This is a genomic window from Actinomadura soli, from assembly GCF_005889715.1.
Taxonomy (GTDB): Bacteria; Actinomycetota; Actinomycetes; order Streptosporangiales; family Streptosporangiaceae; genus Spirillospora; species Spirillospora soli.
The window spans coordinates 1-23,446 of the sequence record NZ_VCKW01000134.1 but is presented as its reverse complement, the minus strand read 5'-3'; the positions used below and the strand labels follow the sequence as shown (position 1 = coordinate 23,446).

Here is a 23,446-nt window from a genome sequence, read left to right as displayed (position 1 = left end):
CCCCCGCCTACTCACTCCGCCGCCTCCCGCTCATTCGTCCGGCCCCGGGTCTGACCGGGCCGAGCCGTCCGGCGACTGAGCCTTCGACCGCCGGCCGTCCCTCCGGTTAACGCCGGGGGACGTCCGCCGTGCCTACGGGTAACGGTTGAACCGTTCCCCGCCGCGAGACACGCCGCACCGCCAACGCGGACTACGATCGCCGATATGCAGGACCTAGCGGTGATCATCCCGGCCAAGGACGAAGCCGACCGCATCGCGGCCACCGTCAAGGCGGCGCACGAGCTACCCGGCGCGGGCCTCGTCGTCGTGGTCGACGACGGCTCGTCCGACGGCACGCACCGCGTCGCCCGCGAGGCCGGGGCGCGGGTCGTCCGGCACAGCCGCAACCGCGGCAAGGGCGCCGCGATGGAGAGCGGCGCCGAGGCCGTCCGGCTCCTGGACGACGGCCGCGACCAGCCCCGCCACCTGCTCTTCCTGGACGCCGACCTCGCCGGCACCGCCCGCGAGGCCGCCCCGCTCGCCGAGCCCGTCCTCGCCGGCGACGCCGACATGACGATCGCCGTGTTCACCACGACCGTGAAGCTCGGCGGGCACGGGTTCGTCGTCCGGCTGTCCCGCGACGGGATCCGCCGCGCCACCGGCTGGGAGGCCACCGCCCCTCTCAACGGGCAGCGCTGCCTGACGCGCGCCGCGTTCGACGCCGCGCTGCCGCTCGCCGCCGGGTTCGGCGTCGAGACCGCGCTCACCATCGACCTGCTCCGCCAGGGCTTCCGCGTCACCGAGGTCGAGGTCCCGCTCGCGCACCGCGCCACCGGCACCGACTGGCGGGCCCAACTCCACCGCGCCCGGCAGTTCCGGGACGTGGCCAGAGCGCTCGCCGTCCGCGAGCCCGCGGCGGCCGCCCTGTCGCGGCGCCTGGGCGGCCTGCGCGGCAGCCGCCCGTGACCCGACTCGGAACGGGCGGACCGGGCGGAATCGGGCTCGGCACCATCGGGCTCGGCGGAATCGGGCTCAGCCTGGCGTGTTTCCTGACCACCGCCCTGCTGGGCCCGTCCGTGTTCCAGCCCGCCCTGGGTGGTCCGCGCTCCGAGCCGCCCTACTCGCTGGACGTCCACGCGTCGCCGTACCTGGTGATCGGCCTCGTCGTGGCGGGCGTCGCCGCGGGCGCGGCCGGGCTCTGCATGTGCTTCGTCGCCGTCCGGAGGGGCTGGCGGCCCGGGGCCCGGCCGCTGGTGATCGCCGGGCTGCTCGCCGCCGTCGCGTTCATGGCCATGCCGCCGGTCGGGTCCACCGACCATCTCAACTACGCCTCGTACGGGCGGATGGCGGCGACCGGCCACGACCCGTACGCCACCCGCGCCGTCGACCTGCCGAAGGACCCGGTCGCCGGGGCGCCCGAGGAATGGCGCACCACGCCGTCGGTGTACGGGCCGATCGCGACGGGCGAGCAGGCGTTCGCCGCCTGGATCGGCAGCGGGTCCGTGCGGCTGACCGTGTTCGTCCTGTCGGTCGTGAACACGCTCGCGTTCGCGATCACCGCGCTGATCCTCTACCGGACGTCCAAGACCGAGGAACGGCGGCTCCGCACGGCGCTGCTGTGGACGTGCAATCCGCTCGTGCTGTTCCACCTGGTCTCGGGCGCGCACAACGACGTCCTCGCGATCGCGCCGATGGTGGCCGCGCTCGCCGTCTTCAGTGGACGGGAACGTCCCGGATGGGTGCGTGCGCTCGGCGCGGGCGCCCTCGCCGGAGCGGGGGCGGCGATCAAGGTGCCGGCGGCGCTCGTCGGCGGCGGGCCCGCCTGGACGCTGCTCCGCGAGGCGTGGACGGAACGCCGCTGGCGGTCGATCGGCGGCCTCGCCGCCTTGTTCGGCGGCGCCGGGGCCGTCACCGCGATCTCCTACGCGCTCGCCGGGCCGCACGCCCTCGACCAGGTGCGGGAGGCGAGCGACATGGTCTCGTTCGCCACCCCGTGGCATCTCGTCGACGAGTTCCTCGGACGGGGCTCGCAGCGCACCATCATCAAGACGGGCGCCCTGCTGGTCGGGCTCGCGCTGTTCGTGATGCTCGTCCGCGTCCTGCCGGCGGACGACGGGAGGCTCCAGCCGGGGCCGCCCTCGCGGGACGCGGAGAACCGCCGGGTCGCGGCGGCGTTCGTCCTCGCGTGGCTCCTCGCCGCCCCCTACGCGCTGCCCTGGTACGACGGGTTCGGCTGGGCGGTGCTGGCCCTGCTGCCCTGGACGCGGGTCGACTGGATCCTCCTCGCCCACACCACCGCCCTCAGCCTCGCCTACCTCCCGGCACGCGCGCCCGCCCGCATCAAGCTCCCGGACGACCTGTCCTGGCTGTTCACCGTCGTTCGGCCGACCGTGGTTCCGTGGACGCTGCTCGTGATCCTGACGGCGCTGGTGGTTCAGAGTCTTCGTTCCACAGGTCGATCTCCAGCGACCGGACGCCCGCGGCGAGCATCAGCGGAGTCGACAGGCTGAACGCGACCGACAGGATCACCACGCCCGAGTCGTTCACCAGCATCCCGATCACACCGACCGTCAGCGCGCACAGCAGCGCCGGACGCATCGTCACGGTGTGCTCGTACGCGCGCTGCAGCAGCGACACCCGCCACCGCGTGGGCCGCGCCAGGACGAAGAACAGGAACCCGATCGCGGCGGCGAGCGGCAGCGTGAACGGCCAGTATCCGAGGCTGTTCAGCATCGCGTTGAACTTCCGGACGACCACGCCCCACGCGTCGCCGTCGACGAGGTCCTGCCAGAACCGGCCGAGGTGCGTCGGGTTGGCGCTCCTGGAGTTCAGGTAGGAGATGACCAGCACCACCGCCGCGCCGATCAGGCAGAACAGCGCGAGCTTCAGCGGCGAGACGCGCCGTCCGGTCACCATCAGGCCGAGCACCGCGAACGCCGGGACCATCGCCAGCACGCCGCCGAAGTCGCTGCCCCACGCCGGGAGCCCGTCCACGGCGACCGCGAACGCGCCGATCGCCGCGACGATCCCGAGCGCGACCGTCTTGCGGCCCGCGCGCAGCGGGTACTCCGTCAGCCACGCCGCCGTCAGGATCGACGCGACGGCGAACAGCGAGAACGCCTGGTTGCCGAAGCCGTAGAACCGCCCGGCGACCAGCGCCGTGTACCCCATCAGCGTGTTCAGCTGGAGGTGCGACCCGGTCATCACGTCCAGCGCCAGGACGAGCGCCGTCACCAGCGTGATCACCAGGCCGGGCGCGAACGCGGACCGGCGCCACGGACCGGCCAGCGCCACCCCCGTCAGCAGCCCCGCGAAGCCGAGCACCGTGCAGATCAGGATGGCCGTCGCGTTCTCGGCCCGCCACCAAGGCAGCAGCCCCGCGAGGAACGACGCCCCGGTCGCCGCGCCGCCGAGCAGCGCGATCACGCGGGTGCCGCCGAGGATCCGGGCCCGGGACGCGCGGTCGCCGCCGAGCCGCCGCAGCGCGATCGCCGCGATCCCGTACAGGACGAGCTGCGTCGCGAAAAGCACCCAGTAGAACGACGTCTGGACGCTGCGGATCGCCTGCGCGGCGACGTCCTCGTCCTCCAGCGCCTCCACCCGCTCCTGCGCGGGCACCGCCGACGGCTGCGACCGCCACACCGACCCGACGGCTTCCTTCGGCTGCCGCAACCCGAGCAGCTTCAACGTCGTCGCGGTCAGGTCGGTGAGCGTGACGAGGCCGTCCTGCCGGGTGGCGCTGGACGTCATGTACCCGGGCCCGTACTGCCCACCTGCTCCCTTGGCCTGTGCGCCGGTTCCCTTGGTCTGGGCGATGGCCACGCGAAGGTGCGGGTCGACGCTCACATCGGACAGCCCGGCGAGGAGCACCGTCGTCCCGTCCGGGATCCCGGTCATGACCTGCCCCACCCGGCGGTCGGCGGCGGCCGCGGCGGCGGCGCGCTTGCGCTCCGACAGCGGCTCCTGCTCGCCCTTGATGTCGACGCCCGCGTCGATGTAGGCGCGGAACAGGTCGTCGACGTCCACGGCGGCGAGCGGGCAGCGCGCCCAGTCGGTGGCGGTCACCCGGTCGGGCGTGCCGACGTAGCGGTCCACCCGCCCGCCGCCGTCGCCGAGCCCGAACACCGCGCCGGGGCCGACCGCCAGCGTGCAGCCGCCCGCCGCCCGGACGGCGTCACCGAGCAGCCCGATCTGGGCGTGGTAGTTGGTGTCCGCGTTGTCGCTCTTGATCGCCGGCCAGCCGGGCGCGACGGCCCCGCCCACCGGCGGCGGACCCGTGGGGGAGGGCTGGCCGGGCAGGATCGGCGCCGCGGGCAGCGCGCAGTTCCCGTGCGGCAGCCGGGACCGCTGCCCCGCCGACAGCGTCAGCCAGCCGTCCGTCGGGCACGTGTTGACCCTCGTCGTCCGGACGCTGAGCCCGGCGGCCGCCCCCCCGGCGGTCAGGCCCCAGAGCGCGGGCGTCTTCTCCCGGTCGATGTCGCTCCACATCAGCCCCGGGACCCCGACGACCACGACCCGCCCCCCGATCTGCGCCGTCTCGGCGTGCGCGGTGGACGTACCGGAGAGCACGGGCGGCGCGAGGGCGAGCGCCGTGCACGCCGTGACGAGGGCGGCGAGGAACATGGCGATCTTGGTCCCCCGCGAAGTCATGGCGTTCAGGCTACAAGAGCGCCATGACCGCGGAGTGGCCATATCCTGCGGGCTGTGGACGGTCCCAAGGCGCATGTGGTCGGCGAAGCGGATGCCGAGGGCGCCCACGCCCATGAGCCGTGCGGCGGCGGAACCGCCGGGCCCGCACCCGCCCCCGCCCGCCGGAGGACGGCGAGCGATCTGCTGATCGTCCTGGCGGGCGCGGTCGTCGCCGTCGTCGCGATGTCGCCGATCGTCACCCGCTGGCTCGGCAACGAACCCGACCAGCGCCTCGTCGACCTGGAGGTCTACCGGGACGGCGGACGGGCCATCCTGCGCGGCGCCCCGCTGTACGACGTCCTCACGCAGCCGCCGCAGCTCCTGCCGTTCACGTATCCGCCGTTCTCGGCGGTCCTCGCCGTCCCGTTCACCGTCATCCCGTGGCGGGCCGCGCAGCTCGTCTGGACGGGCCTGATCTGCGCCGCCCTCGTGATCTGCGTCTGCTACGCGTTCCGCGACCTGCTCCGCCGCGCCGGACGCTGGGCGCCGCTCGCCGTGGGCGTCCTGGTCGGGGCGATGGCGTGGCTCGACCCCGTCCGCGACCAGTTCCGGTTCGGGCAGGTCGGGCTGTTCCTCCTCGCGATGTGCCTGGCCGACTGCTGCGCCCGCACGCCCCGCTGGCCGCGCGGGTTGCTCGTCGGCCTCGCGCTGGCGATCAAGCTGGTGCCGGGCGTCTTCCTGATCTACTTCCTGATCACCGGGCGGCGGGAGGCCCTCGGGAACGCGCTGCTCACGGCCATGGCCGCGACGCTGGGCGCGTTCGCGCTGCTGCCGTCCGACTCGTCCGACTACTGGTTCGGGGCGCTGCTGCAGGGCGGCGACCGGACGGGCGCCGTCGACGGCACCACCAACCAGGCCATCCACGGGATCGTCGCGCGGATCCTGGACGAGGGCCCCGCCCGCACGCTCGTGTGGCTCCTCGTCGCGCTGATCGTGGCGTGGTACGGCTTCGCGTGGGCCCGCCGCGCGTCCCAGGCCGCCGATCTCCACGACGGGCCCGGCTCCTACAGCCTGATCCTCGCGGCGGTCGCGATCGTGGGGCTGCTGTCGGTCGTCCTGTCCCCGGTGGGCTGGATCCACCATCTTGTGTGGATGATCGCAGTGTTCGGCGCTTTGGCCGGTGATGCCCGGGACACGCGAAGATGTCTTTTGGCCGTCGGTCTCTGGCTGCTGTTCCTGTTCCCGATCCCCTGGTGGGGACGGGCGCTGATCGGCCCGGAGCACTCCGCGGTCACGGTTTTCACGGGCCAGGTCGTCCGTGACCTGTTCGGCGCCGCGGCCCTCGCGTCGATCATCATCCTCGGAATCTGGCTGGTGGAACGGGTCGAACCGCGGCTCCGGCGCGAAGATCCTTCGCAACCCGAGGCCGAGGTGGGTACGCTCAGCCCGTGATGCTTGTCGCGGTGGCCGTCGCGGGCCTGGTCGCCGGGGTTGCGGGGCTGTCCATCGCCGTGGTCGCGCACAACCGGGTCAACCAGGTCGTCGACGAGTGCGGGGAAATGCTCAGGCGCCAGCTCCAGGTCGCCAGCGGGTCGGTGGACGAACGCGCGCTGCGCGACCTCGCCATCGTCCACTACGACGCCCTCAAGGAGATGTCGGGCCACCGGTCCTTCTCGCTCGCCGTGATCAACGCGGTCGGGGACGGGATCGTGATCAGCTCGATCAACGGGCGCACCGAGACGCGGACCTACGCCAAGGCCGTCCAGGGCGGGCAGCCGGTCGAGATGCTCTCCCCCGAGGAGAACCAGGCCCTGCGCGCGGCCCGCCTCGGCAAGGGCCCCATCGTGTCGATGGACGACCCCCTGCCCGACTTCGGCAGCGGCAACGGCGACCGCAGCGCCCCCACCGCCCGCGCCTGACCTCCCCTAGCGCCTGGCCCCTCATGGCCGGTGCTTGACGGACGGCCTTGACCGCCCGGGCAGTAGACTCGGCAATCTCACCTCGCATACCGGCGAGGCGCATCCCGCCCACCAGGAACGCACGCATCGGGAGTACCCGTGACCGCAGACGACAGGCCAGCGCGCTACGCCTACCTGGGTCCGCAGGGCACGTTCACCGAGGCCGCGCTGCTGACCCTGCCCGGCGCCGCCGAAGCCGAGCACCTCCCGCTCGCGACCGTCCCGGCCGTCCTGGACGCCCTCCGCCGCGGCGAGGCCGACACCGCCGTCGTCGCGCTGGAGAACTCCGTCGAGGGCTCCGTCCCGACCACGCTGGACGAGCTGGCCACCGGCGAGCCGCTCCACATCGTCGGCGAGATCCACCTGCCGGTGTCGTTCGCGCTGCTCGTCCGGCCCGGCACGGGCCTGGCCGATATCAAGACCGTCGCGTCCCACCCGATCGCGCAGCCGCAGTGCCGCCGCTGGCTGCTCGGCAACGTCCCGGACGCCGAATGGCGCGCGGCGACGTCCAACGCGGAGGCCGCCCAGCACGTCGCCGACGGCCACTACGACGCGGCCCTCGCCGGCTCGTTCGCCGCGTCCCGCTACGGCCTGTCCATCCTCGCGGAGGACATCCACGACGTCGCCGACGCCGTCACCCGCTTCGTCGTCCTGCACCGCCCCTGCACGCCGCCCGCGCCCACCGGCAAGGACAAGACGACCGTCGTCGCGTTCCTCGGCGAGGACCACCCGGGCGCCCTGCTGGAGATCCTCACCGAGTTCTCCGTCCGCGGCATCAACCTGACCCTGATCCAGTCGCGCCCCACCGGCGCGGGCCTCGGCTCCTACCTGTTCTGGATGGACTTCGAGGGCCACGTCTCGGACGCCCGCGTCGGGGAGGCCCTGATGGGCCTGCGCCGCGTCTGCTCGGACGTCCGCTTCGTCGGCTCCTACGCCCGCGCCGACCAGATCCGCCCCGAGATCCGCCGCGGCACCCACGACAACGACTTCACCGAGGCCGCCGCCTGGGTCGAGTCCATCCGCACCGGCTGACCGCCACCACGCCCGCGGCCACGAGCGCGACCCAAATGTGATCATCCGCGGCCAACCGCCCGTGGATCATGAACGTCTCCTCCGCACCAGTGTTCAGTGGAGAGCTACGTTCCTTGCGCCGTTCGTTCGCTCTGCTCGCGGCTCTCGCCGTGATGCCGTCCCTCGCCGTGGCGCCCGCGGCCGCTGCGGTGCCCCTGCGGGTGAATGACACCCGCGTCCTGTCCCCCGGCGCCACCACGAAGATCGAGGTGGCCGCCCAGTCGGGCATCGACATCACCAAGGTGCGCGCCGTCGCCGCCGTCCGGATCACCAAGCAACGGCTCAAGACCCGGCTCACGTTCAGCATCCCGGAACGCCTGACGGGCCCGTCCGACCACGTGGACGTCCGCTACCGCACGAGGATCCTCGACTTCAACGCGGCGCCCGAGCCGGTGAACAAGGGCGGCACCGTCACCGTCGTGGGGACGCTGCAGCGGGAGACCACCGGCTGGTTGACCTACGCCTCGAAGGCGGTCAAGTTCTACTTCCTGCCCAAGGGCTCGTCCACGTGGACGTACATGGGCACGCAGACGACCGACAAGAGCGGCCGGTTCAGGAAGGGCTTCAAGGCGACCCAGGACGGGACCTGGCGCGCCTACTCCAGCGCCACGGCCTCCTACGTGGCGACCTACCGGGAAGACTACGTGGATGTGCGCTGACGTACGCTGCGTAAGGTGACCAAGGACTTCGATCTTTACGAGCGGGAACTGTGGGCCGGGCGGGCCTCCGCGTACGAGCGGGGGTTCGCCCGGCTCACCCGTCACATGGTCGGTCCGCTGCTGGACGCCGCGGGCGTCGCGGACGGGACGCGCTTCCTCGACGTCGGGACGGGCCCCGGGTTCGTGTCGCGGGGGGCGGCGGAGCGCGGCGCGGTGGTGTCGGCGATGGACGCCGACCCCGGCATGGCGGACACGGCGCGCCGGAACGTTCCAGGGCTGGACGTGCACGTCGCCGCCCTGCCCACGGTGCCGTTCCCGGACGGGACGTTCGACGCCGTCGCCGGGAACTTCGTCATCAACCACGTCGGCGCGCCCGACGTGGCCATCGGCGCGCTGCGGCGCGTCCTGCGGCCCGGCGGCCGGCTGGCGCTGACGTGCTGGCTGATGCCGGGCAGCGGGGCTCTCGGGGTCGTCCGGGAGGCGATCGAGGAGGCGGGCGTGCCGTGGCCGGACGACGTTCCGGAGGCGCCGTTCATGATGTACGGCGAGCCGGTCGCGTTCCGGCGGCTCGTGGTGGCGGCCGGGGTCGATGAGGTCGCCGTCGAAGAGGTGACGTGGGAGCACGTCGTCGACCCCGAGGACTGGTGGGAGACGGGCGCGCTGTCCAGGGTCGGCAGCAACGGCTACGTCGTCGGACGGCAGGACGCCAAGACCGTCGCGCGGATCAAGGAGGCCTACGACGGGATCGTCTCCGGCTACGCGGTCGCGGACGGCCGGGTCTCGCTCCCGGCGCACGCGCTGCTGGCCAGCGGCGTGCGCTGAACTCTCGGGCGGGGTTTTCCACAACCGGCGATACTCGTGCGCGCCGGAGGGGTTCGGCCGGTAGCCTCGGGTCTGTGATCGACCTGCGAGCTCTTCGAGAGGATCCCGAGCGGCTGCGCGCCTCGCAGCGCGCCCGCGGTGAGGATGACGGCGTCGTCGACCTGCTGCTCGACCTGGACGGGAGGCGCCGGACGGCGCTGACGTCGTTCGAGCGGCTGCGGGCGGAGCAGAAGAGTTTCGGCAAGTCGGTGTCCAAGGCGCAGGGCGACGAGCGGCAGCAGCTGCTGACCCGCGCGAAGGAGCTGGCGCAGCAGGTCAAGGAGGCCGAGGCCGAGGCAGACCGGCTCGGTGAGCAGCTCGACGCGCTGCAGAAGGGCGTCCCGAACCTCATCGAGGAGGGCGCCCCGCCCGGCGGCGAGCAGGATTTCGTCGTCCTGGAGCACGTCGGCGAGCCGGCCGAGTTCGACTTCGAGCCCAAGGACCATCTGGAGCTGGGCGAGAGCCTCGGCGCCATCGACATGGAGCGCGGCGCGAAGGTGTCCGGCGCGCGGTTCTACTACCTGACGGGCGTCGGCGCGCGGCTGCAGTACGCGCTGCTCAACCTCGCCATGGAGCAGGCGGTCGCGGCCGGGTTCGTCCCGATGTACCCGCCGGTGCTGGTGAAGCCGGAGGCGATGGAGGGCACCGGGTTCCTCGGCGCGCACGCCGCCGAGGTGTACCAGCTTCCGCAGGACGAGCTGTACCTGGTCGGGACGTCCGAGGTGCCGCTCGCCGCGTACCACATGAACGAGATCATCGACGCGCTGCCGCGGCGGTACGCGGCGTGGTCGTCGTGCTTCCGCCGCGAGGCCGGCTCCTACGGGAAGGACACGCGCGGCATCATCCGCGTCCACCAGTTCGACAAGGTGGAGATGTTCTCCTACTGCGACCCCGCCGACGCGCACGCCGAGCATCTCCGGCTGCTGGAGTGGGAGAAGGAGATGCTCGCCAAGGTCGAGATCCCGTACCGGGTGATCGACGTGGCGGCGGGCGACCTCGGGTCCAGCGCGGCGCGCAAGTACGACTGCGAGGCGTGGGTGCCGTCGCAGAACACCTACCGGGAGGTCACGTCCACGTCCAACTGCACCGAGTTCCAGGCGCGGCGCCTGGCGGTGCGGTTCAAGGACGACGGCGGCCGGAGCCGCCCGGTCGCGACGCTGAACGGGACGCTCGCGACCACCCGCTGGATGGTCGCGATCCTGGAGAACCACCAGCGGGCCGACGGGACGGTCCGCGTGCCGGAGGCGCTCCAGAAGTTCATCGGGCTGGACGTCCTGGAGCCCGCCAAACGGTAAGCCGCCGGGAACTCCGTCGGATATGTCGCCTAGGGTGGGGCTGACCTGCCCTGGAAGGTGCCATGACCGAAGCCTCGCCACGCATGATCGCCACCGATCTGGACGGGACGATCGTGCGCTCCGACGGGACGCTCTCCGACCGGACCATCGCCGCCCTGGCCCGCGTAGAACGGGCCGGGGCGGTGCTCGCGATGGTGACCGGGCGCCCGCCGCGCTGGATGACGGAGGTCGCCGCGGCCGTCCGCCATCACGGCGTCGCGATCTGCGCCAACGGCGCCGTGCTCTATGACCTGCACACCGACACCGTCCTGCGCACCTCGGAGATCACCCCCGAGGTGATCGCCGAGACGGTCGGGCGGCTGCGCGCCCTCGTGCCCGAACTCCGGTTCGCCGTGGAGTACCCGACCGGGTTCGTCTTCGAGACCAGCTACAACCTGGAGCGCTGGGACGCCGAGTCCCTCGGCGGGCGGCCCGTCGACCCCGACCGGCTCGCCGACCGCAGCGGCACCAAACTGCTCGCGTTCCACGCCGGCGCCGACGCCGACGAGCTCACGGAGAAGGCGGTGGAGGCCGTCGGCGACCTCGTGACCGTGACCAACTCGTCCGGGCGCGGGCTGCTGGAGATGAGCGCGCACGGCGTCACCAAGGCGAGCGCGCTGGCCGCGCTGTGCGCCGAGCACGGCATCGCGTCCGGCGACGTCGTCGCCTTCGGCGACCAGCTGAACGACCTGCCGATGCTCACGTGGGCGGGCACCTCGTACGCGGTCGCGAACGCGCATCCGCTCGTGCTGGCGGCCGTCACGCACAAGACGTCCAGCAACGACGACGACGGCGTCGCGGAGGTCCTCGAACGCCTCTTCCCCGCGCCGCCGGCGCCGTGACCTAGAACATGAGAACGGCCGCCTCCGCGCGGGTTCGCAAGTCAACTCGCGAACCCTTCGCGCGGGAGGCGGCCGGTTCGTTCGCGGCCTACAGGTAGGGGCCGGACGAGCGCGACCCGGGCTGGTCCTCCTCCGCGCCGGGCGGCATCATCCCGGCGGGCAGGGCGCGCCGCATCTGCTCAAGCTGGGCGCGTGCCGCCATCTGCTGGGCGAACAGCGTCGTCTGGATGCCGTGGAACAGGCCCTCCAGCCAGCCGACGAGCTGCGCCTGCGCGATCCGCAGCTCCGCCTCGCTCGGGACCGTGCCCTCGGTGAACGGCAGCGACAGCCGCTCCAGCTCCTCGACCAGCTCCGGCGCGAGACCGTCCTCCAGCTCCTTGATGGACGACTTGTGGATCTCCCGCAGCCGGGCCCGGCTCGCCTCGTCCAGCGGGGCGGCCTTGACCTCGTCCAGCAGCTGCCGGATCATCCCGCCGATCCGCATCACCTTCGCGGGCTGCTCCACCATGTCGGTGATCGACTTGCCCTCGGACTCGCCCTCGCCCGCGCCCTCGACGGTGATGCCGTTCGGCCCGACCACGAGCACCTGCGGTTCCTGTTCAGACTGCTTCTTGGAAGGCTCGCTCATAATCCCCTCATCCTCACACGGTCAGCAGGATCTTGCCGACGTGACCGCTCGCTTCGAGCACCCGGTGCGCGCTCGCCGCGTCCGCCATCGGGATCCGCCGGTCGACGACCGTCCGGACGGCGCCCGACTCCAGCAGCGGCCACACATGCTCCCGGACGCCGGCCACGATGTCAGCCTTCTCCGCGAGCGGACGGGCCCGCAGCGTCGTCGCGTGCACCAGGGCGCGTTTGCGCAGCAGCTTGCCGATGTCCAGCTCCGCCTTCGCGCCGCCCTGGAGCCCGATCACCATCAGCCGGCCGCCGGTGGCGAGCGCGTCCACGTTCCTGGCGAGGTACTTGGCGCCGATCAGGTCCAGGATCACGTCGTACGGGCCGCTGCCGGCGAAGTCGTCCTCGCGGTAGTTGACGGTCACGTCCGCGCCGAGCTCCCGGCAGCGGGCCGCCTTCTCCGCGCTGCCCACGGTCGTCACCACCCGCGTGCCGCGCGCCTTGGCGAGCTGGATCGCGAACGTCCCGATGCCGCTGCCGCCGCCGTGGACGAGGAGGGTCTCCCCGGCGCGCAGCCCGGCGAGCATGAAGACGTTCGACCACACCGTGCAGGCGACTTCGGGGAGCCCGGCGGCGTCGACGACGTCCACGCCGCGCGGCACCGGCAGGACCTGCGAGGCGTCCACCGCGACGCGTTCGGCGTATCCGCCGCCGCCGAGCAGCGCGCACACTTCGTCGCCGGGGGACAGTCCGGTCACGTCCGCGCCAAGCTCGGCCACCCTTCCCGACACCTCCAGGCCGGGATACGGCGGGGCGCCGTCGGGCGGCGGATAGAAGCCCATACGCTGCATGACGTCCGCGCGGTTGACCGCGCTCGCCGCCACGTCGATCAGCACCTCGCCCGGTTTCGGCGCCGGATCCGGAACCCGCGTCCATTCCAGAACGCTGGGCTCGCCCGGCTCGCGGATCACGATCGCATGCATACCGGCAACGCTACCGGGGGTCGCGCGGGAACGGTCCGGGACGGACGCCTCCGGGCGGTGCCGGGCGGTGCCGGGCGGTGCCGGGCGCACCGCCGCGGGCCCGGCCGGCGCGGTGCAAACGTCGATCTCCACTGTGGATGCGTGGTATTGGCACACGGGTATCCTGCGTGGGGGCCGGTTTGCCCACCCGCACCGTGTTGATCATCAGAGGCGTGCCCGAGGGGGAAGAACGGTGGCAAGGAACGAGCACGACGGGCGTTCCCTGGAGGAGCGGCTGGCCTCTCTGGACGCGATGAGCGGGGATCAGACCGGCCAGGTACCCGTCCCGCCGCCGCCCGGGTCCGAGGGCGGCGAGGGCGGTGGACAGGTCCCGCCACAGGCCCCGCAGCAGGCGCCCGCCGAGCAGGAGAACGCGCCGCCGGAGGAGACCGTCCAGGGCTACCCCCTGCCCCAGCCTCCGGCCGAGCAGAACGACCCCAACGCCAACCCCTGGCTCGCCGCGCCGCCGCCCATGTTCCAGCAGGCCCCCGAGAGCCCTCCGCCCGAGAACTTCGGCCCGCCGCAGCCCCCGCCCTACGACGGCGGGCCCGCGCCGCAGCCGTTCGACGGAGGAATGCTGCCGCCGTACTCCGCCCCCGGCGGTTACCAGGCCTACGACCAGCCCCAGCAGGGTGCGCCTCAACCGCCGCAGCCCCCGTACCCGCCCCAGCAGCCGCAGTACGACGCCAACGGCAACTCCGCGCCTCCCCTCGAACAGCTGCCGCCCTACCCGTCCGAGCAGTTCCCCCAGCAGGACGCCGAGGCGACCGTCCAGCCGTACCAGCCGGTCGACCCCACGACCGGCCGGCCCTACCCGCAGGACACCGACGCCGCCGGCCGGCCGTACGTCCCGTTCGACCTTCAGACCGGCCAGCCGCTGTCCCCGGAGACCGGCCAGCCCTACCCGCAGGCCGACCCGAACACCGGTCAGCCGTACGCGCAGGTCGATCCGAACACCGGCCAGCCTTACGCCCAGTTCGACCCGAACACGGGGCAGGCGTACCAGCAGTTCGATCCGAACACGGGTCAGCCCTATGCCCAGTTCGATCCGAACGCGGGCCAGCCGTACGCGCCGCAGGATCCGAACGCGGGCGGCCAGCAGTTCCCGCCGATGGACCCCAACGCCGGGCAGCCCTACCAGCAGGTCGACCCCAACACGGGTCAGCCTTACGCGCAGTACGACCCGAACACGGGGCAGGCGTACCAGCAGTTCGACCCGAACACGGGTCAGCCCTACGCGCCGCAGGATCCGAACGCGGGGCAGGCGTACCAGCAGTTCGACCCGAACACGGGTCAGCCCTACGCGCCGCAGGATCCGAACGCGGCCGGTCAGCGGTTCCCTGCGGTCGACCCCAACACCGGGCAGGCGTACCAGCAGGTCGATCCGAACACCGGCCAGCCGCTGCAGGGGTACGGCTATCCCGCCCAGCCGCAGCAGGCGCCTCAGCAGCCGCAGAACGCCGACAGCCTCAGTTCCGAGAACCTTCTCGGCGAGCGCCGCATCGCGCCGTCGTCCGGCTGGCGGCGGGCCGTCTACAAGGCGACCGCGGGCAACATCCATCCGGGGGAGTCGCAGGGCGATGTGCGCCGCAAGGACCTCATCGCGCGGGCGCGCACCCCGGTGGCGGGCGGGCACCACCGGGTCGCCGTCATGTCGCTGAAGGGCGGCGTCGGCAAGACGACCACCACGACCGGGCTCGGCTCGATGCTGGGGTCGCTGCGCGGCGACACCGTGATCGCGGTGGACGCCAACCCCGACCGCGGGACGCTGTCGGACAAGGTCCGCCTTGAGACGGCCGCGACCGTCCGCGACCTGCTGAACAACCGGGACCAGATCCACCGGTACGCCGACGTCCGGGCGTTCACCTCGCAGAACAACGCCCGGCTCGAAGTGCTCGCGTCCGACCGCGACCCGGCGGTCAGCGAGGCGTTCAGCGCCGACGACTACGCCGCCGTGGCCGTCGTCCTGGAGCAGTACTACTCGATCTGCATCACCGACTGCGGGACCGGGCTGCTGCACTCCGCGATGGCGGGCGTGCTGAGCCTCGCCGACCAGCTCGTCCTCGTCAGCTCCCCGTCGGTGGACGGCGCCCGTTCCGCGAGCGCGACGCTGGACTGGCTGGAGGCGCACGACCACGGCCACCTCGTCCGCAACGGCGTGGTCGTGCTGTCGATGGTCCGCAACCGGACCCGCAGCCAGGTCGACCTGGACAAGCTCCAGGCGCACTTCGAGAGCCGCTGCCGCGCCGTCGTCCGGATCCCCTACGACGACCACCTGGAGGAGGGCGCGGAGGTGGAGCTGGAGCAGCTCGCGCCCCCGACCCGGGAGGCGTACCTGACCCTCGCCGCCGTGGTCGGTGACGGTTTCGCGTACCAGCGTCCTGCCCAGCCCTGACCGGCGGTGGTGTGCGAGGTCTGCGGGGCGCCCCTGAACCGGCGCGACCTGCCAGGTGACGAGGTCTGGAACTGCGACGGGTGCGACGCCCTGTACGTCCGGCAGGCGGACGGTGCCCTGCTGCGCCGCCCCTTCCCGCCCGCCGACCAGCGGTGGGCGGCCGCCGCGCCCGCCGCGCCCGCCGCGTCCGGCGGGGTGCGCGTGGAGCACGCCGTGGCGTACGCGGACACGCTGTGCGGGATCGAGCGCGACGCCGTCATCCTGCTGCGCCACTTCTGGTCGGCCGCAAACCCCCGCGCCTGCGCCGAGTGCCGGACGGTGGCGGACGGGCGCGTCGCCCGCTGGCCCGCCGAGACCGGACGCTAGGGTCCCGGCCTGTGGACGGCGTGTACGTGGGAAAGGCGGGCCCGGACGCCGCCGGTGACAGCGGCTGGCTGCTCGGCCACTTCAAACCACCCGGCGATCTGCGCCGCAGCGACGACGTCGAGATCAAATGGGGCGTCCACCCGAAGGGCGAGCGGCGCGCCCGGTGGACGATCGGCGAGCAGCGCACCGCCCTCCTCGTGCTGGTCAGCGGCCGGTTCCGGCTGGAGTTCCCCGAGGGTGACGTGGTCCTGGCCGAGCAGGGCGACTACGTGGTGTGGGGACGCGGCGTCGACCATTCGTGGTGCGCGGAGGAGGAGTCGGTCGTCATGACCGTCCGCTGGCCTTCCGTTCCGGGCTATGCCGTCCGGGGCGGAGACGACGCCGAGGCTCGGGAACCGTGAGCGGCCGGGCCGCGTCCCAGCGACCATGTTCGATGGAAGGCGGCTGATGCTCGCCGCGGCGGTGATGGCGTTGTGCGTGGGCTGCTCGTCGTCCTCGTCCGGTGGAGACGTGATCTGCGCGCCGTGCCGTCCGCCCGTGATGGTCACCGTTTCGGGCCTCGACCGGCTGACGGTGGAGGGCGTCCGCATGCGGGTCTGTGTCGGGGAGCAACCCTGCGCCGACTTTCGCGTCACGCGCCGTCCGGAGACGGAGTCCTTCTCGTGCGGGTCGGTGGCGTGTTCGCTGCTTGAGACCGGCGCGTTGCAGGTCACGCTCCCCCAGAGGGAGGCGCGGACGGTCGCCGACCTGCCGGTGCGGGTCACGGCGTCGTCCAGGCAAGGGCAGCGGGAGGGCGCGGCGACCATGAAGTACGTCCCCGACAAGGGGCCCTGCAAGTGCGACTACTCGTACGCCAACGTCGCGCTGGGCTGAACCCACTTATGCGGTCGAGGTCAGGGGCCGGTGCCCGCTATCGTGGGCGTTGGTCATCTGGAGAGTTCGCATAGTGGACTAGTGCAGGCGCCTTGAAAGCGCCCAGGGCTGGGGACAGTCCTCGTGGGTTCGAATCCCACACTCTCCGCCTGGGAGCCCGGAATGGGACACACGTCCGGAAGCGTCCGGCTCGTTCGTATATCATCCGTTACCCTCGTCGGCATGTCTGAGACTCCCCAAGATCCGGCAGGCACCACCCACCAGTTTCAGAGTTTCGCCGACCAGGCGCCGCCGCAGAAGTCCGGCCCGAACGTCGCACTCATCGGCGGCATCGCCGCCGTGGTGGCGGTCGTCGCGATCATCGTGGTCGTGCTCCTGATGATGGCCTGACGCCCGGCTCGGCTCAGCGGCCCGACTTGGAGAAGTGCTGGTAGTCCTTGGCGCCGCTCCACTCGCCGCCCCAGGCCCAGCCGATCGAGTCGAACGCCTTGACGACCTTGTCGCCGGCGTGGATGACGCCGGGGTCGTCGTTGCGGCGGTTCTTGTACTTCTCGCAGTCGGGGTGGGCGATGTGCCCGTCCGCGTAGACGTACGGGTTCTCGCACGGGTTGATGTCGATCGCGAGACCGTACGCGTGCTGGGAGAACGAGCTCGACCCGGTCGCCGGGCGGCAGTTGAACGCCGAGGTGTTGTTGGCCTCGATCGACTGGAAGTCGCTGCCGTTGTACTTGTCGACCGGCTCCATGCGCTCGATCGGGTAGCGCATGTCGTACAGCTTCTCGAACACCGTGACCAGGTCCTTGGCCTCCTTGGCGTTGACGACGAGGCGCCCGCCCGCGTGTGACCTTTCGTCCATGCCCCAGTAGGTCATCTCGATCATCCGCAGGCCGGACGGCGGCACGGGGCAGCCCTCGCGCCACGAGTACCTCAGGTCCCCGGCGCCGACCTTGCCGATCTTCGCCTGGAACCCGGCCGGTGACGCCGGCGCCGATGGGGCCGTGCCCGACACGGTGGGGCGCGTCGTGGGCGGAGACGTCTCGTCCGAGCCGTCGTCGGACCCGCGGCCACAACCGGACGCGGCGGACGCCGCCGTGAGCAGCACGGCAATGAAAGCCGCGCCACGAATAGGCCCTCTACCTGGCATCTTTCCAGCATGGCATGTTCCGGTGGCCTGCGCGGCCACCTCGGATTCGCTACCGTGCGTTTGACGGCGCGCCCGCCGGAAAGGGGCCGGGACGGACGGGCCGTGAACCACATTCGTCCGCCGGGCATGTCGTCCGGTGGTGTCCGGCCCCAGGGGAGCCGGGATGGCGGAACCTCAGGAGAGGGACCTCCCAAGCCTCGAAGACGAGATCTTCGGCGTGGCGCACAACGTGGAGGTCGAGAAGGCGGCGCCCGCGCGGCTGCAGTCGGACAGGGCGCAGCTCTTCGCGGAGCGCGCCCGCGCCTTCCTCGGCCGCGACGTGAAGGCGCTGGCGTCGGGGTTCGGCATGTTCCTGCTCGTCGACGCCGTGATGATGTACGCGCCGCTGATGACGAGCCGGCGGCCGAGCCTGCTGCCGCAGTTCGTCACGCTGCTCGTGCTGGCGTTCGGGCTCGGCGGCCTGCTGGCGTGGAAGGTCGGCGGACGGTGGCGGATGTTCGGCTACGGCATGATGCTCGCCTGGGTCTTCCTGACCTTGGTCTCGGTCGGCTTCCTCACGGGCGTCACCGTCCCGCTGTAGAGCCCACGCGGCCCGCCGTGGAGTCAGGTTGTGGGGCCGAGGCGTTTGAGGACCATGGCGAACGCGCGTCCGACGGCTTCGAGGTCCTGGGGCTCGATCACGTCGATGAAGTACGTCCGGACGGTCTCGACGTGGTCGCGGGCGGCACGCTCAAGCGCGGTGAACCCCTGGTCGGTCAGCTGCGCGTAGACGCCGCGCTTGTCGTTGGGGCAGCTGTCGCGCTTGACGAGGCCCTTCGACTCCAGGCGGGAGCAGGTGTGCGACAGCCGGCTGCGGGACTGGCTGGCGTTCTCGGCCAGCTCCGCCATGCGCAGCTGCCGTTGCGGCGCCTCGGACAGCCGGACGAGGATCTCGTACTCCGACACCGACAGCCCGTGCCGGGACTTGAGATCGCGGTCCATGATCTCGGTGAGCCGGACGCTGCCGTCCACGAATGCCCGCCAATCGCGCTGCTGGGCGGCGTCGAGCCAGCGTGGTTCGGTCATGACCGCAAGTATAGATTACAGGTTGAAGGTTCAACTAACGTGCACTATCTTCACGTTAGCAGGGCACCTGGCATCAGCTCCAAGGAATAGTTGAAGCATCAACTAGGTTGGGCCGGGTGTGCGCCGCCCGGCCGCGGACGGAGCACCCGAACGATCGGAGGACCCCATGCCCGCCGTCATGGCCGACCCGCTGACCCTGCCCCGCCTGCCGCTCCTGCCGGAGGCCGAGACCGGCTGGCGCCGCGTCGCGAAGATCGTGACCGCGGCGCGCCACCTGGAGGGCGAGGGCTTCCAGGTCAGGCGCCCGTTCCCGGGCATCGACCTGTCCCTGGCCGACCCGTTCCTGCTCCTCGACCACATGGGCGCGGTCGAGTACGCGCCGGGGGAGGCGAAAGGGACGCCGTGGCATCCGCATCGCGGATTCGAGACCGTCACCTACATCATCGACGGCGCCTTCCAGCACCAGGACACCACCGGCGGCGGTGGCCTCATCGCCGACGGCGCCACCCAGTGGATGACGGCCGCGTCCGGGATCCAGCACATCGAGCAGCCGCCGCCTGAGCTCGTCGCCAAGGGCGGGCTCTTCCACGGCATCCAGCTCTGGGTCAACCTGCCGCGCGCCCAGAAGTGGGTCCCGCCGCGTTACCAGGACATCAAGGCGCGCGACGTGAAGCTGCTGGCCGCCGATGACGGCTCGTCCCTCGTCCGCGTCATCGCCGGGTCGCTCGCCGGATACGACGGACCCGGCGTCACCTACACGCCGATCAACTACCTGCACGCGACCGTCGCGCCCGGCGCGCGGCTGGCGCTCCCGTGGCCGCGCGACTTCAACGCGCTGGTGTACGTGCTCTCCGGGCGCGGGACGGCCGGCGTCGAAGAGGCCGCGCTGGACGAGGGGCAGCTCGCGGTCTTCGCCGGCTCGCACCACAAGGGCGCCGGGGACGGGCTCGTCGTCCGGGCCGCCGACGTCCAGCCCGCGGGCAGCGCGAACGGCTGGGAGATCCTCGTCCTCGGCGGCCTGCCGATCCGGGAGCCGATCGCGCGGTACGGGCCGTTCGTGATGAACACGCGCGAGGAGATCATGCAGGCGTTCGAGGACTTCCAGGCCGGACGGATGGGCACCGTCCCCGCCGAGCAGGTGCCGCACCGGTCGTCCGCCGACGAGCCCCTGGCCTGACCTGCGGCGCCGCGGGGCGGGGCGGGCCGCTCCGAATCCGGCGCCGGAGTTCTCGGGGTTCGGGTGACGGGGGAGGACGCATGCGCTAGTGTGTTCGAATAGTCGAACACAGGTTCGACGTGATCGTTCGAACGCACGCTCGTCGGGGAGGCGTCATGGCGGCGACCGTTGCCACCAGGCAGGATCTCCAGGCGCGCTGCGGGCGGCGGGAGCACGCGACACGCCGTAGCGGTTTCTACGCAAATCTACGGCCGCAGCTATACCGCCTCATAGAGTCCGAGAGCGTGGACCCCGTGCGCAATCCCTATGCCCCCGGCGCCGGGCAGCGCCCTCCGGAGCTGGCCGGCCGCGACCGTGAGCTGAAGCAGTTCGAGGTGGTGCTCGAACGGGTGGCCCGTGGCCGGCCCGAACGCAGCATGATCGTCACCGGGCTGCGCGGGGTGGGCAAGACCGTGCTGCTCAACGCGTTCCGGTCGATGGCGATCCAGCGGCTGTGGGGGACGGGAAAGATCGAGGCCCGGCCCGACCAGTCGATCCGGCGTCCGGTCGCGTCCGCGCTGCACCGGGCCGTCCGGGAGCTGGCGCCCCGCCACCGCGCCCCCGACCGCATCGAAGACTTCCTCGGCGTGCTCAAGGCGTTCGCGCAGTCGGAGCCCGAGCCGTCCGGCAAGAGCAAGGCACGCGCGCACCGCTGGCAGCCCGGCATCGACGTGCCCGCCACGCGCGGCCGCGCCGACTCCGGCGACCTGGAGATCGACCTCACCGAGCTGTTCGTGGACGCCGCGTCCGTCGCGACCGACGTCGGTGCCGGGATCGCGCTGTTCGTCGACGAGATGCAGGACATCCCCGCCGACGACGTGTCCGCCCTGTGCGCCGCCTGCCACGAGCTGTCGCAGGTGGGCGGCCCGCTGATCGTCGTCGGCGCCGGGCTGCCGCATCTGCCGGCCGTCCTGTCCGCCAGCAAGTCCTACTCCGAGCGGCTGTTCCGCTACGCCCGCATCGACCGGCTCGACCGCGAGTCCGCCGACCACGCCCTGCTCGCCCCCGCCGAGCGGGAGGAGGTCACCTTCACCAAGGACGCCCTCGACGCGCTGTACGGCGCGGCCGACGGCTACCCGTACTTCGTCCAGGCGTACGCCAAGGTCGTCTGGGACGTCGCGCCCGACACCCCGATCACCGCCGACGACATCAAGGTCGCCGCGCCGGAGGCGGAGAGCGAGCTCGCGGTCGGCTTCTTCGGCAGCCGCTACGAGCGCGCCACCCCGGCCGAGCGCGACTACATGCGCGCCATGGCCATGCTCGGCGACGACCCGGTGTCCACCGCCTCGGTCGCTGACGAGCTCGGCCGCAAGCCGTCCAGCCTGTCGCCCGCCCGCGACGGGCTCATCAAGAAGGGCCTCATCTACAGCGCCGAACGCGGCATGGTCGCGTTCACCGTTCCGCACTTCGGCCAGTTCCTCCGTTCCCAGCCCGCCTGATCCGATCCCGGCCCGCCTCACCCCGGCCGGACGCTCCGGCTCCATATCGCTCTCTAGCGAAAAGGCAAGAGAACGATAGAGAGCCGCATGGAGTCGTGTCGTCCGGTGATTATTCGGCTTTCTAGCGGCGGCCATAGAAAGCCGTAGGTTCTGCTCGCATGCCCTCTCGCTTTCTCTATGAATATCTAAGGTTTTTCGTAGAAAGCTCTAGAGAGGGGAACAGCGGGCGCGCTGGAGCATGCGCGGACCCATCTGGGTAAGACCGTGCGTGCCATGTCCGAACACGACGGATGCTGAGGGAAGCATGGGACACGACGACCGTTTCCGCGGCCAGGACCCGGACTACGAGTTCTCCCGCGACGACGAGCCGCCCCCGTCGTCCATGAACGGCTTCGACGAGTCGTCCATGCAGCAGGACCAGGGCGGGCGGCCACCCGTACAGGACGACGGCTACGTCTACGGGCAGGACGAGTCCCCGGACGACATGGGCGGCGGCATGCGGTACCGCCTCCCCGACGAAGAGGGAACCGACGTCGGTCAGGAAGACGAGTTCGGAACCTACGAGGACGCGCCGCCCGACGACGACACCGAAGGCAACTGGTGACCCACCGGAGCCCCTGAGACATCTGAGATATCCAGCTCCGGCACCGAGGCCGAGGCCACGTCCGAGGCCGAGGCCACGTCCTGGGCTGTGTCCGGGGCCGGGTGGGGGTTCACGTCCCGGTCCGAGGCGACCAGTGCCGATCGGACGGTTCTGTCGCGTTCGGCGGTCGAGACGGCGAAGACGATCTCGATGTCCCGCTCGTCCACCCGGGCCGGGAAGACCACGAACCGCCAGCAGCCCTCGCGCCACACGTCCAGCGCCACCGCGCTCGCGACGACGTTCTCGTGCTCGACCCACGCGGGGCTGTCGTAGAGCGTCGCGTACGTCTCCTCGATCGGGCTGCGCCGCCGCTCGCACGGCATCGCCGGGCGGCTCGTGTAGTGCGGCAGCCCGCGCCGCTCCACCAGCGCCGACAGCTCCGGGGACAGCGCGGCGAACAGCGCCAGCTCCACCGCGAGCACCAGCCCGACCCGCGCCTGGACGTCCATCAGCACGTCCAGGCCGGCGAGCGGGGCGCCGAGCGACGCGACCGCGGCCCCGGTGAACAGCACCGCCCGCAGCACGCTGCGCCGCTCCACCTTCCTGGCGCTCAGCCCGCCGAAGCAGCCGCACCCGGCGTCCGGGCGGCGGACCCGCAACTCGCCGACCACCCACGTGGCCGCGGCGAACGCCACCGTCGTCGCCAGCCGCACCCCCAGATGCGACGTCACCAGCAGCGCCAGCCCGAGGACGCCCTCGCCGAGCCCGAGCCCGACCGCCATCCCCCGGCTGCCGCGCAGCGCCGTCAGCCGCGCGAGCCCGGCCGGCACCGGCACGCCGTGGACTTGATGGGACTCCTCCGCCGCCGGCTCCCGGACCGTCAGCTTCGCCAGGCACGCCGCCAGCAGCACCGCCGCCAGCAGCAGGACCTGCGAGTTCTGGAACGCGGTCACCATGGCGCCGTCCTCTCCGCCATCGCGGCCGGCGCGCCGGGACGGACCGCGGCGTTGAAGCAGCCGGTCTCCAGGTCGCCGCCGAGCCCCGCGAACGCGGCGGGCGTCAGCTCCACGATCCGCCCGCGCGGCGACGCGCCGCAGTCCACGCAGCGGTCGCAGAAGCGGGCCGCCATGCACCCGCACTCCACGACCGGCACCGGCGCGGCGCGCCCGCCGCACTCGTTGTGGACGACGATGTCGCTGCCGAGCGACAGGTACGGAAACGCGACGCAGCCGGACGGGGCGTCCGAGCATCCCCCGGCGTCCCCCTCGCTGTCTGTTATACACATCTCCGAGCCCACGAGACCCTAAGACAGCTCGTATACCGTCCTCTGCTTGGAAAAAAAATTGAATATCGTCGCTAGGCGTCATCACTACCCCTTCCTCGCCGCCGGCAAGA

24 protein-coding genes, 1 tRNA gene and 1 pseudogene are annotated in these 23,446 nt (G+C 72.0%); 19 read left to right on the top strand and 7 right to left on the bottom strand.

Going from position 1 to position 23,446, the window contains the following annotated elements:
• Positions 1-204 precede the first annotated feature (204 nt).
• A complete protein-coding gene (locus ETD83_RS24315) occupies positions 205-945 on the top strand; it encodes a glycosyltransferase family 2 protein (RefSeq protein ID WP_138647472.1) in 741 nt (246 codons plus the stop codon).
• A 236-nt stretch (positions 946-1,181) separates the two neighbouring features.
• Positions 1,182-1,676: pseudogene (gene mptB / locus ETD83_RS44760) on the top strand (polyprenol phosphomannose-dependent alpha 1,6 mannosyltransferase MptB); the annotation flags it as partial.
• A 673-nt stretch (positions 1,677-2,349) separates the two neighbouring features.
• Here mptB and ETD83_RS24305 read toward each other — a convergent pair.
• Positions 2,350-4,629, bottom strand: a complete 2,280-nt coding sequence (locus tag ETD83_RS24305; RefSeq protein ID WP_138647470.1) for a hypothetical protein — start codon at positions 4,627-4,629, stop codon at positions 2,350-2,352.
• A 54-nt stretch (positions 4,630-4,683) separates the two neighbouring features.
• On the opposite strand from ETD83_RS24305, the gene ETD83_RS24300 reads away from it, so the two are divergent.
• From ETD83_RS24300 to ETD83_RS24270, 7 genes are all read left to right on the top strand, one after another.
• Complete coding sequence (locus ETD83_RS24300) at positions 4,684-6,060, top strand: glycosyltransferase 87 family protein (RefSeq protein WP_230421141.1); 1,377 nt, start codon at positions 4,684-4,686, stop codon at positions 6,058-6,060.
• Positions 6,060-6,527 carry a DUF4446 family protein gene (locus tag ETD83_RS24295; RefSeq protein WP_138647474.1) on the top strand — a complete coding sequence of 156 codons (468 nt, stop codon included), beginning with the start codon at positions 6,060-6,062 and terminating at the stop codon, positions 6,525-6,527. Before ETD83_RS24300 ends, ETD83_RS24295 begins: the two co-directional genes overlap by 1 nt.
• Before the next feature lie 138 nt (positions 6,528-6,665).
• On the top strand, positions 6,666-7,598 hold the full coding sequence (pheA, locus tag ETD83_RS24290; protein ID WP_138647469.1) for a prephenate dehydratase: 933 nt from the start codon (positions 6,666-6,668) through the stop codon (positions 7,596-7,598).
• Positions 7,599-7,711: 113 nt separating this feature from the next.
• Positions 7,712-8,296, top strand: coding sequence for a hypothetical protein (locus tag ETD83_RS24285; protein ID WP_138647467.1), 585 nt, complete (start codon positions 7,712-7,714; stop codon positions 8,294-8,296).
• A gap of 15 nt (positions 8,297-8,311) precedes the next feature.
• The gene (locus ETD83_RS24280; protein ID WP_138647466.1) at positions 8,312-9,118 is read left to right on the top strand and encodes a class I SAM-dependent methyltransferase; all 807 of its coding nucleotides are present in this window, start codon (positions 8,312-8,314) and stop codon (positions 9,116-9,118) included.
• 74 nt (positions 9,119-9,192) lie between these two features.
• A complete protein-coding gene (serS, locus tag ETD83_RS24275; protein WP_138647465.1) occupies positions 9,193-10,452 on the top strand; it encodes a serine--tRNA ligase in 1,260 nt (419 codons plus the stop codon).
• 62 nt (positions 10,453-10,514) lie between these two features.
• Positions 10,515-11,333 carry an HAD family hydrolase gene (locus ETD83_RS24270; protein ID WP_138647464.1) on the top strand — a complete coding sequence of 273 codons (819 nt, stop codon included), beginning with the start codon at positions 10,515-10,517 and terminating at the stop codon, positions 11,331-11,333.
• 88 nt (positions 11,334-11,421) lie between these two features.
• Here the strand turns inward: ETD83_RS24270 and ETD83_RS24265 are convergent, their stop codons facing one another.
• Together ETD83_RS24265 and ETD83_RS24260 are read right to left on the bottom strand one after the other, a co-directional pair.
• Positions 11,422-11,961: a bacterial proteasome activator family protein gene (locus ETD83_RS24265; protein ID WP_138647462.1), complete on the bottom strand. Its 540-nt coding sequence runs from the start codon at positions 11,959-11,961 to the stop codon at positions 11,422-11,424.
• 13 nt (positions 11,962-11,974) lie between these two features.
• A complete protein-coding gene (locus ETD83_RS24260; protein WP_138647461.1) occupies positions 11,975-12,931 on the bottom strand; it encodes an NAD(P)H-quinone oxidoreductase in 957 nt (318 codons plus the stop codon).
• A gap of 232 nt (positions 12,932-13,163) precedes the next feature.
• Here ETD83_RS24260 and ETD83_RS44755 point away from each other — a divergent pair, with 232 nt between their 5' ends.
• The 6 genes from ETD83_RS44755 to ETD83_RS42750 all read left to right on the top strand — a co-directional run bounded on the left by ETD83_RS44755 (position 13,164) and on the right by ETD83_RS42750 (position 16,994).
• On the top strand, positions 13,164-15,365 hold the full coding sequence (locus tag ETD83_RS44755; protein WP_230421140.1) for a nucleotide-binding protein: 2,202 nt from the start codon (positions 13,164-13,166) through the stop codon (positions 15,363-15,365).
• Between the two features lie 9 nt (positions 15,366-15,374).
• Entirely contained in the window at positions 15,375-15,731 is a 357-nt protein-coding gene (locus ETD83_RS24250; protein WP_138647460.1) for a hypothetical protein, read from the top strand.
• An 11-nt stretch (positions 15,732-15,742) separates the two neighbouring features.
• A complete protein-coding gene (locus ETD83_RS24245) occupies positions 15,743-16,132 on the top strand; it encodes a cupin domain-containing protein (RefSeq protein ID WP_138647458.1) in 390 nt (129 codons plus the stop codon).
• Between the two features lie 25 nt (positions 16,133-16,157).
• A complete protein-coding gene (locus ETD83_RS24240; protein WP_138647457.1) occupies positions 16,158-16,604 on the top strand; it encodes a hypothetical protein in 447 nt (148 codons plus the stop codon).
• 59 nt (positions 16,605-16,663) lie between these two features.
• Positions 16,664-16,752: transfer RNA gene (locus ETD83_RS24235), tRNA-Ser, on the top strand.
• Between the two features lie 74 nt (positions 16,753-16,826).
• Positions 16,827-16,994 carry a hypothetical protein gene (locus ETD83_RS42750; protein WP_171064407.1) on the top strand — a complete coding sequence of 56 codons (168 nt, stop codon included), beginning with the start codon at positions 16,827-16,829 and terminating at the stop codon, positions 16,992-16,994.
• Between the two features lie 13 nt (positions 16,995-17,007).
• On the opposite strand, the gene ETD83_RS24230 is transcribed toward ETD83_RS42750, so the two are convergent.
• Positions 17,008-17,706, bottom strand: a complete 699-nt coding sequence (locus ETD83_RS24230) for a M15 family metallopeptidase (protein WP_230421139.1) — start codon at positions 17,704-17,706, stop codon at positions 17,008-17,010.
• Between the two features lie 205 nt (positions 17,707-17,911).
• Here ETD83_RS24230 and ETD83_RS24225 point away from each other — a divergent pair, with 205 nt between their 5' ends.
• Positions 17,912-18,328: a hypothetical protein gene (locus ETD83_RS24225; protein ID WP_138647455.1), complete on the top strand. Its 417-nt coding sequence runs from the start codon at positions 17,912-17,914 to the stop codon at positions 18,326-18,328.
• A gap of 23 nt (positions 18,329-18,351) precedes the next feature.
• Here ETD83_RS24225 and ETD83_RS24220 read toward each other — a convergent pair whose 3' ends face one another.
• Positions 18,352-18,813 carry a MarR family winged helix-turn-helix transcriptional regulator gene (locus ETD83_RS24220; protein WP_138647454.1) on the bottom strand — a complete coding sequence of 154 codons (462 nt, stop codon included), beginning with the start codon at positions 18,811-18,813 and terminating at the stop codon, positions 18,352-18,354.
• Positions 18,814-18,979: 166 nt separating this feature from the next.
• Between ETD83_RS24220 and ETD83_RS24215 the strand changes: the two genes are divergently transcribed.
• The 3 genes from ETD83_RS24215 (at position 18,980) to ETD83_RS24205 (ending at position 22,072) form a co-directional block, all read left to right on the top strand.
• Complete coding sequence (locus ETD83_RS24215) at positions 18,980-19,990, top strand: pirin family protein (RefSeq protein ID WP_138647453.1); 1,011 nt, start codon at positions 18,980-18,982, stop codon at positions 19,988-19,990.
• 293 nt (positions 19,991-20,283) lie between these two features.
• Positions 20,284-21,468 carry an ATP-binding protein gene (locus ETD83_RS24210; protein ID WP_230421138.1) on the top strand — a complete coding sequence of 395 codons (1,185 nt, stop codon included), beginning with the start codon at positions 20,284-20,286 and terminating at the stop codon, positions 21,466-21,468.
• A 304-nt stretch (positions 21,469-21,772) separates the two neighbouring features.
• Positions 21,773-22,072, top strand: a complete 300-nt coding sequence (locus ETD83_RS24205) for a hypothetical protein (RefSeq protein WP_138647451.1) — start codon at positions 21,773-21,775, stop codon at positions 22,070-22,072.
• On the opposite strand, the gene ETD83_RS24200 is transcribed toward ETD83_RS24205, so the two are convergent.
• On the bottom strand, positions 22,027-23,007 hold the full coding sequence (locus ETD83_RS24200; protein ID WP_205717849.1) for a MauE/DoxX family redox-associated membrane protein: 981 nt from the start codon (positions 23,005-23,007) through the stop codon (positions 22,027-22,029). The genes ETD83_RS24205 and ETD83_RS24200 overlap by 46 nt on opposite strands.
• Positions 23,001-23,348, bottom strand: coding sequence for a hypothetical protein (locus ETD83_RS24195; protein WP_230421137.1), 348 nt, complete (start codon positions 23,346-23,348; stop codon positions 23,001-23,003). The genes ETD83_RS24200 and ETD83_RS24195 overlap by 7 nt, the downstream gene beginning before the upstream one ends.
• Positions 23,349-23,446 lie beyond the last annotated feature (98 nt).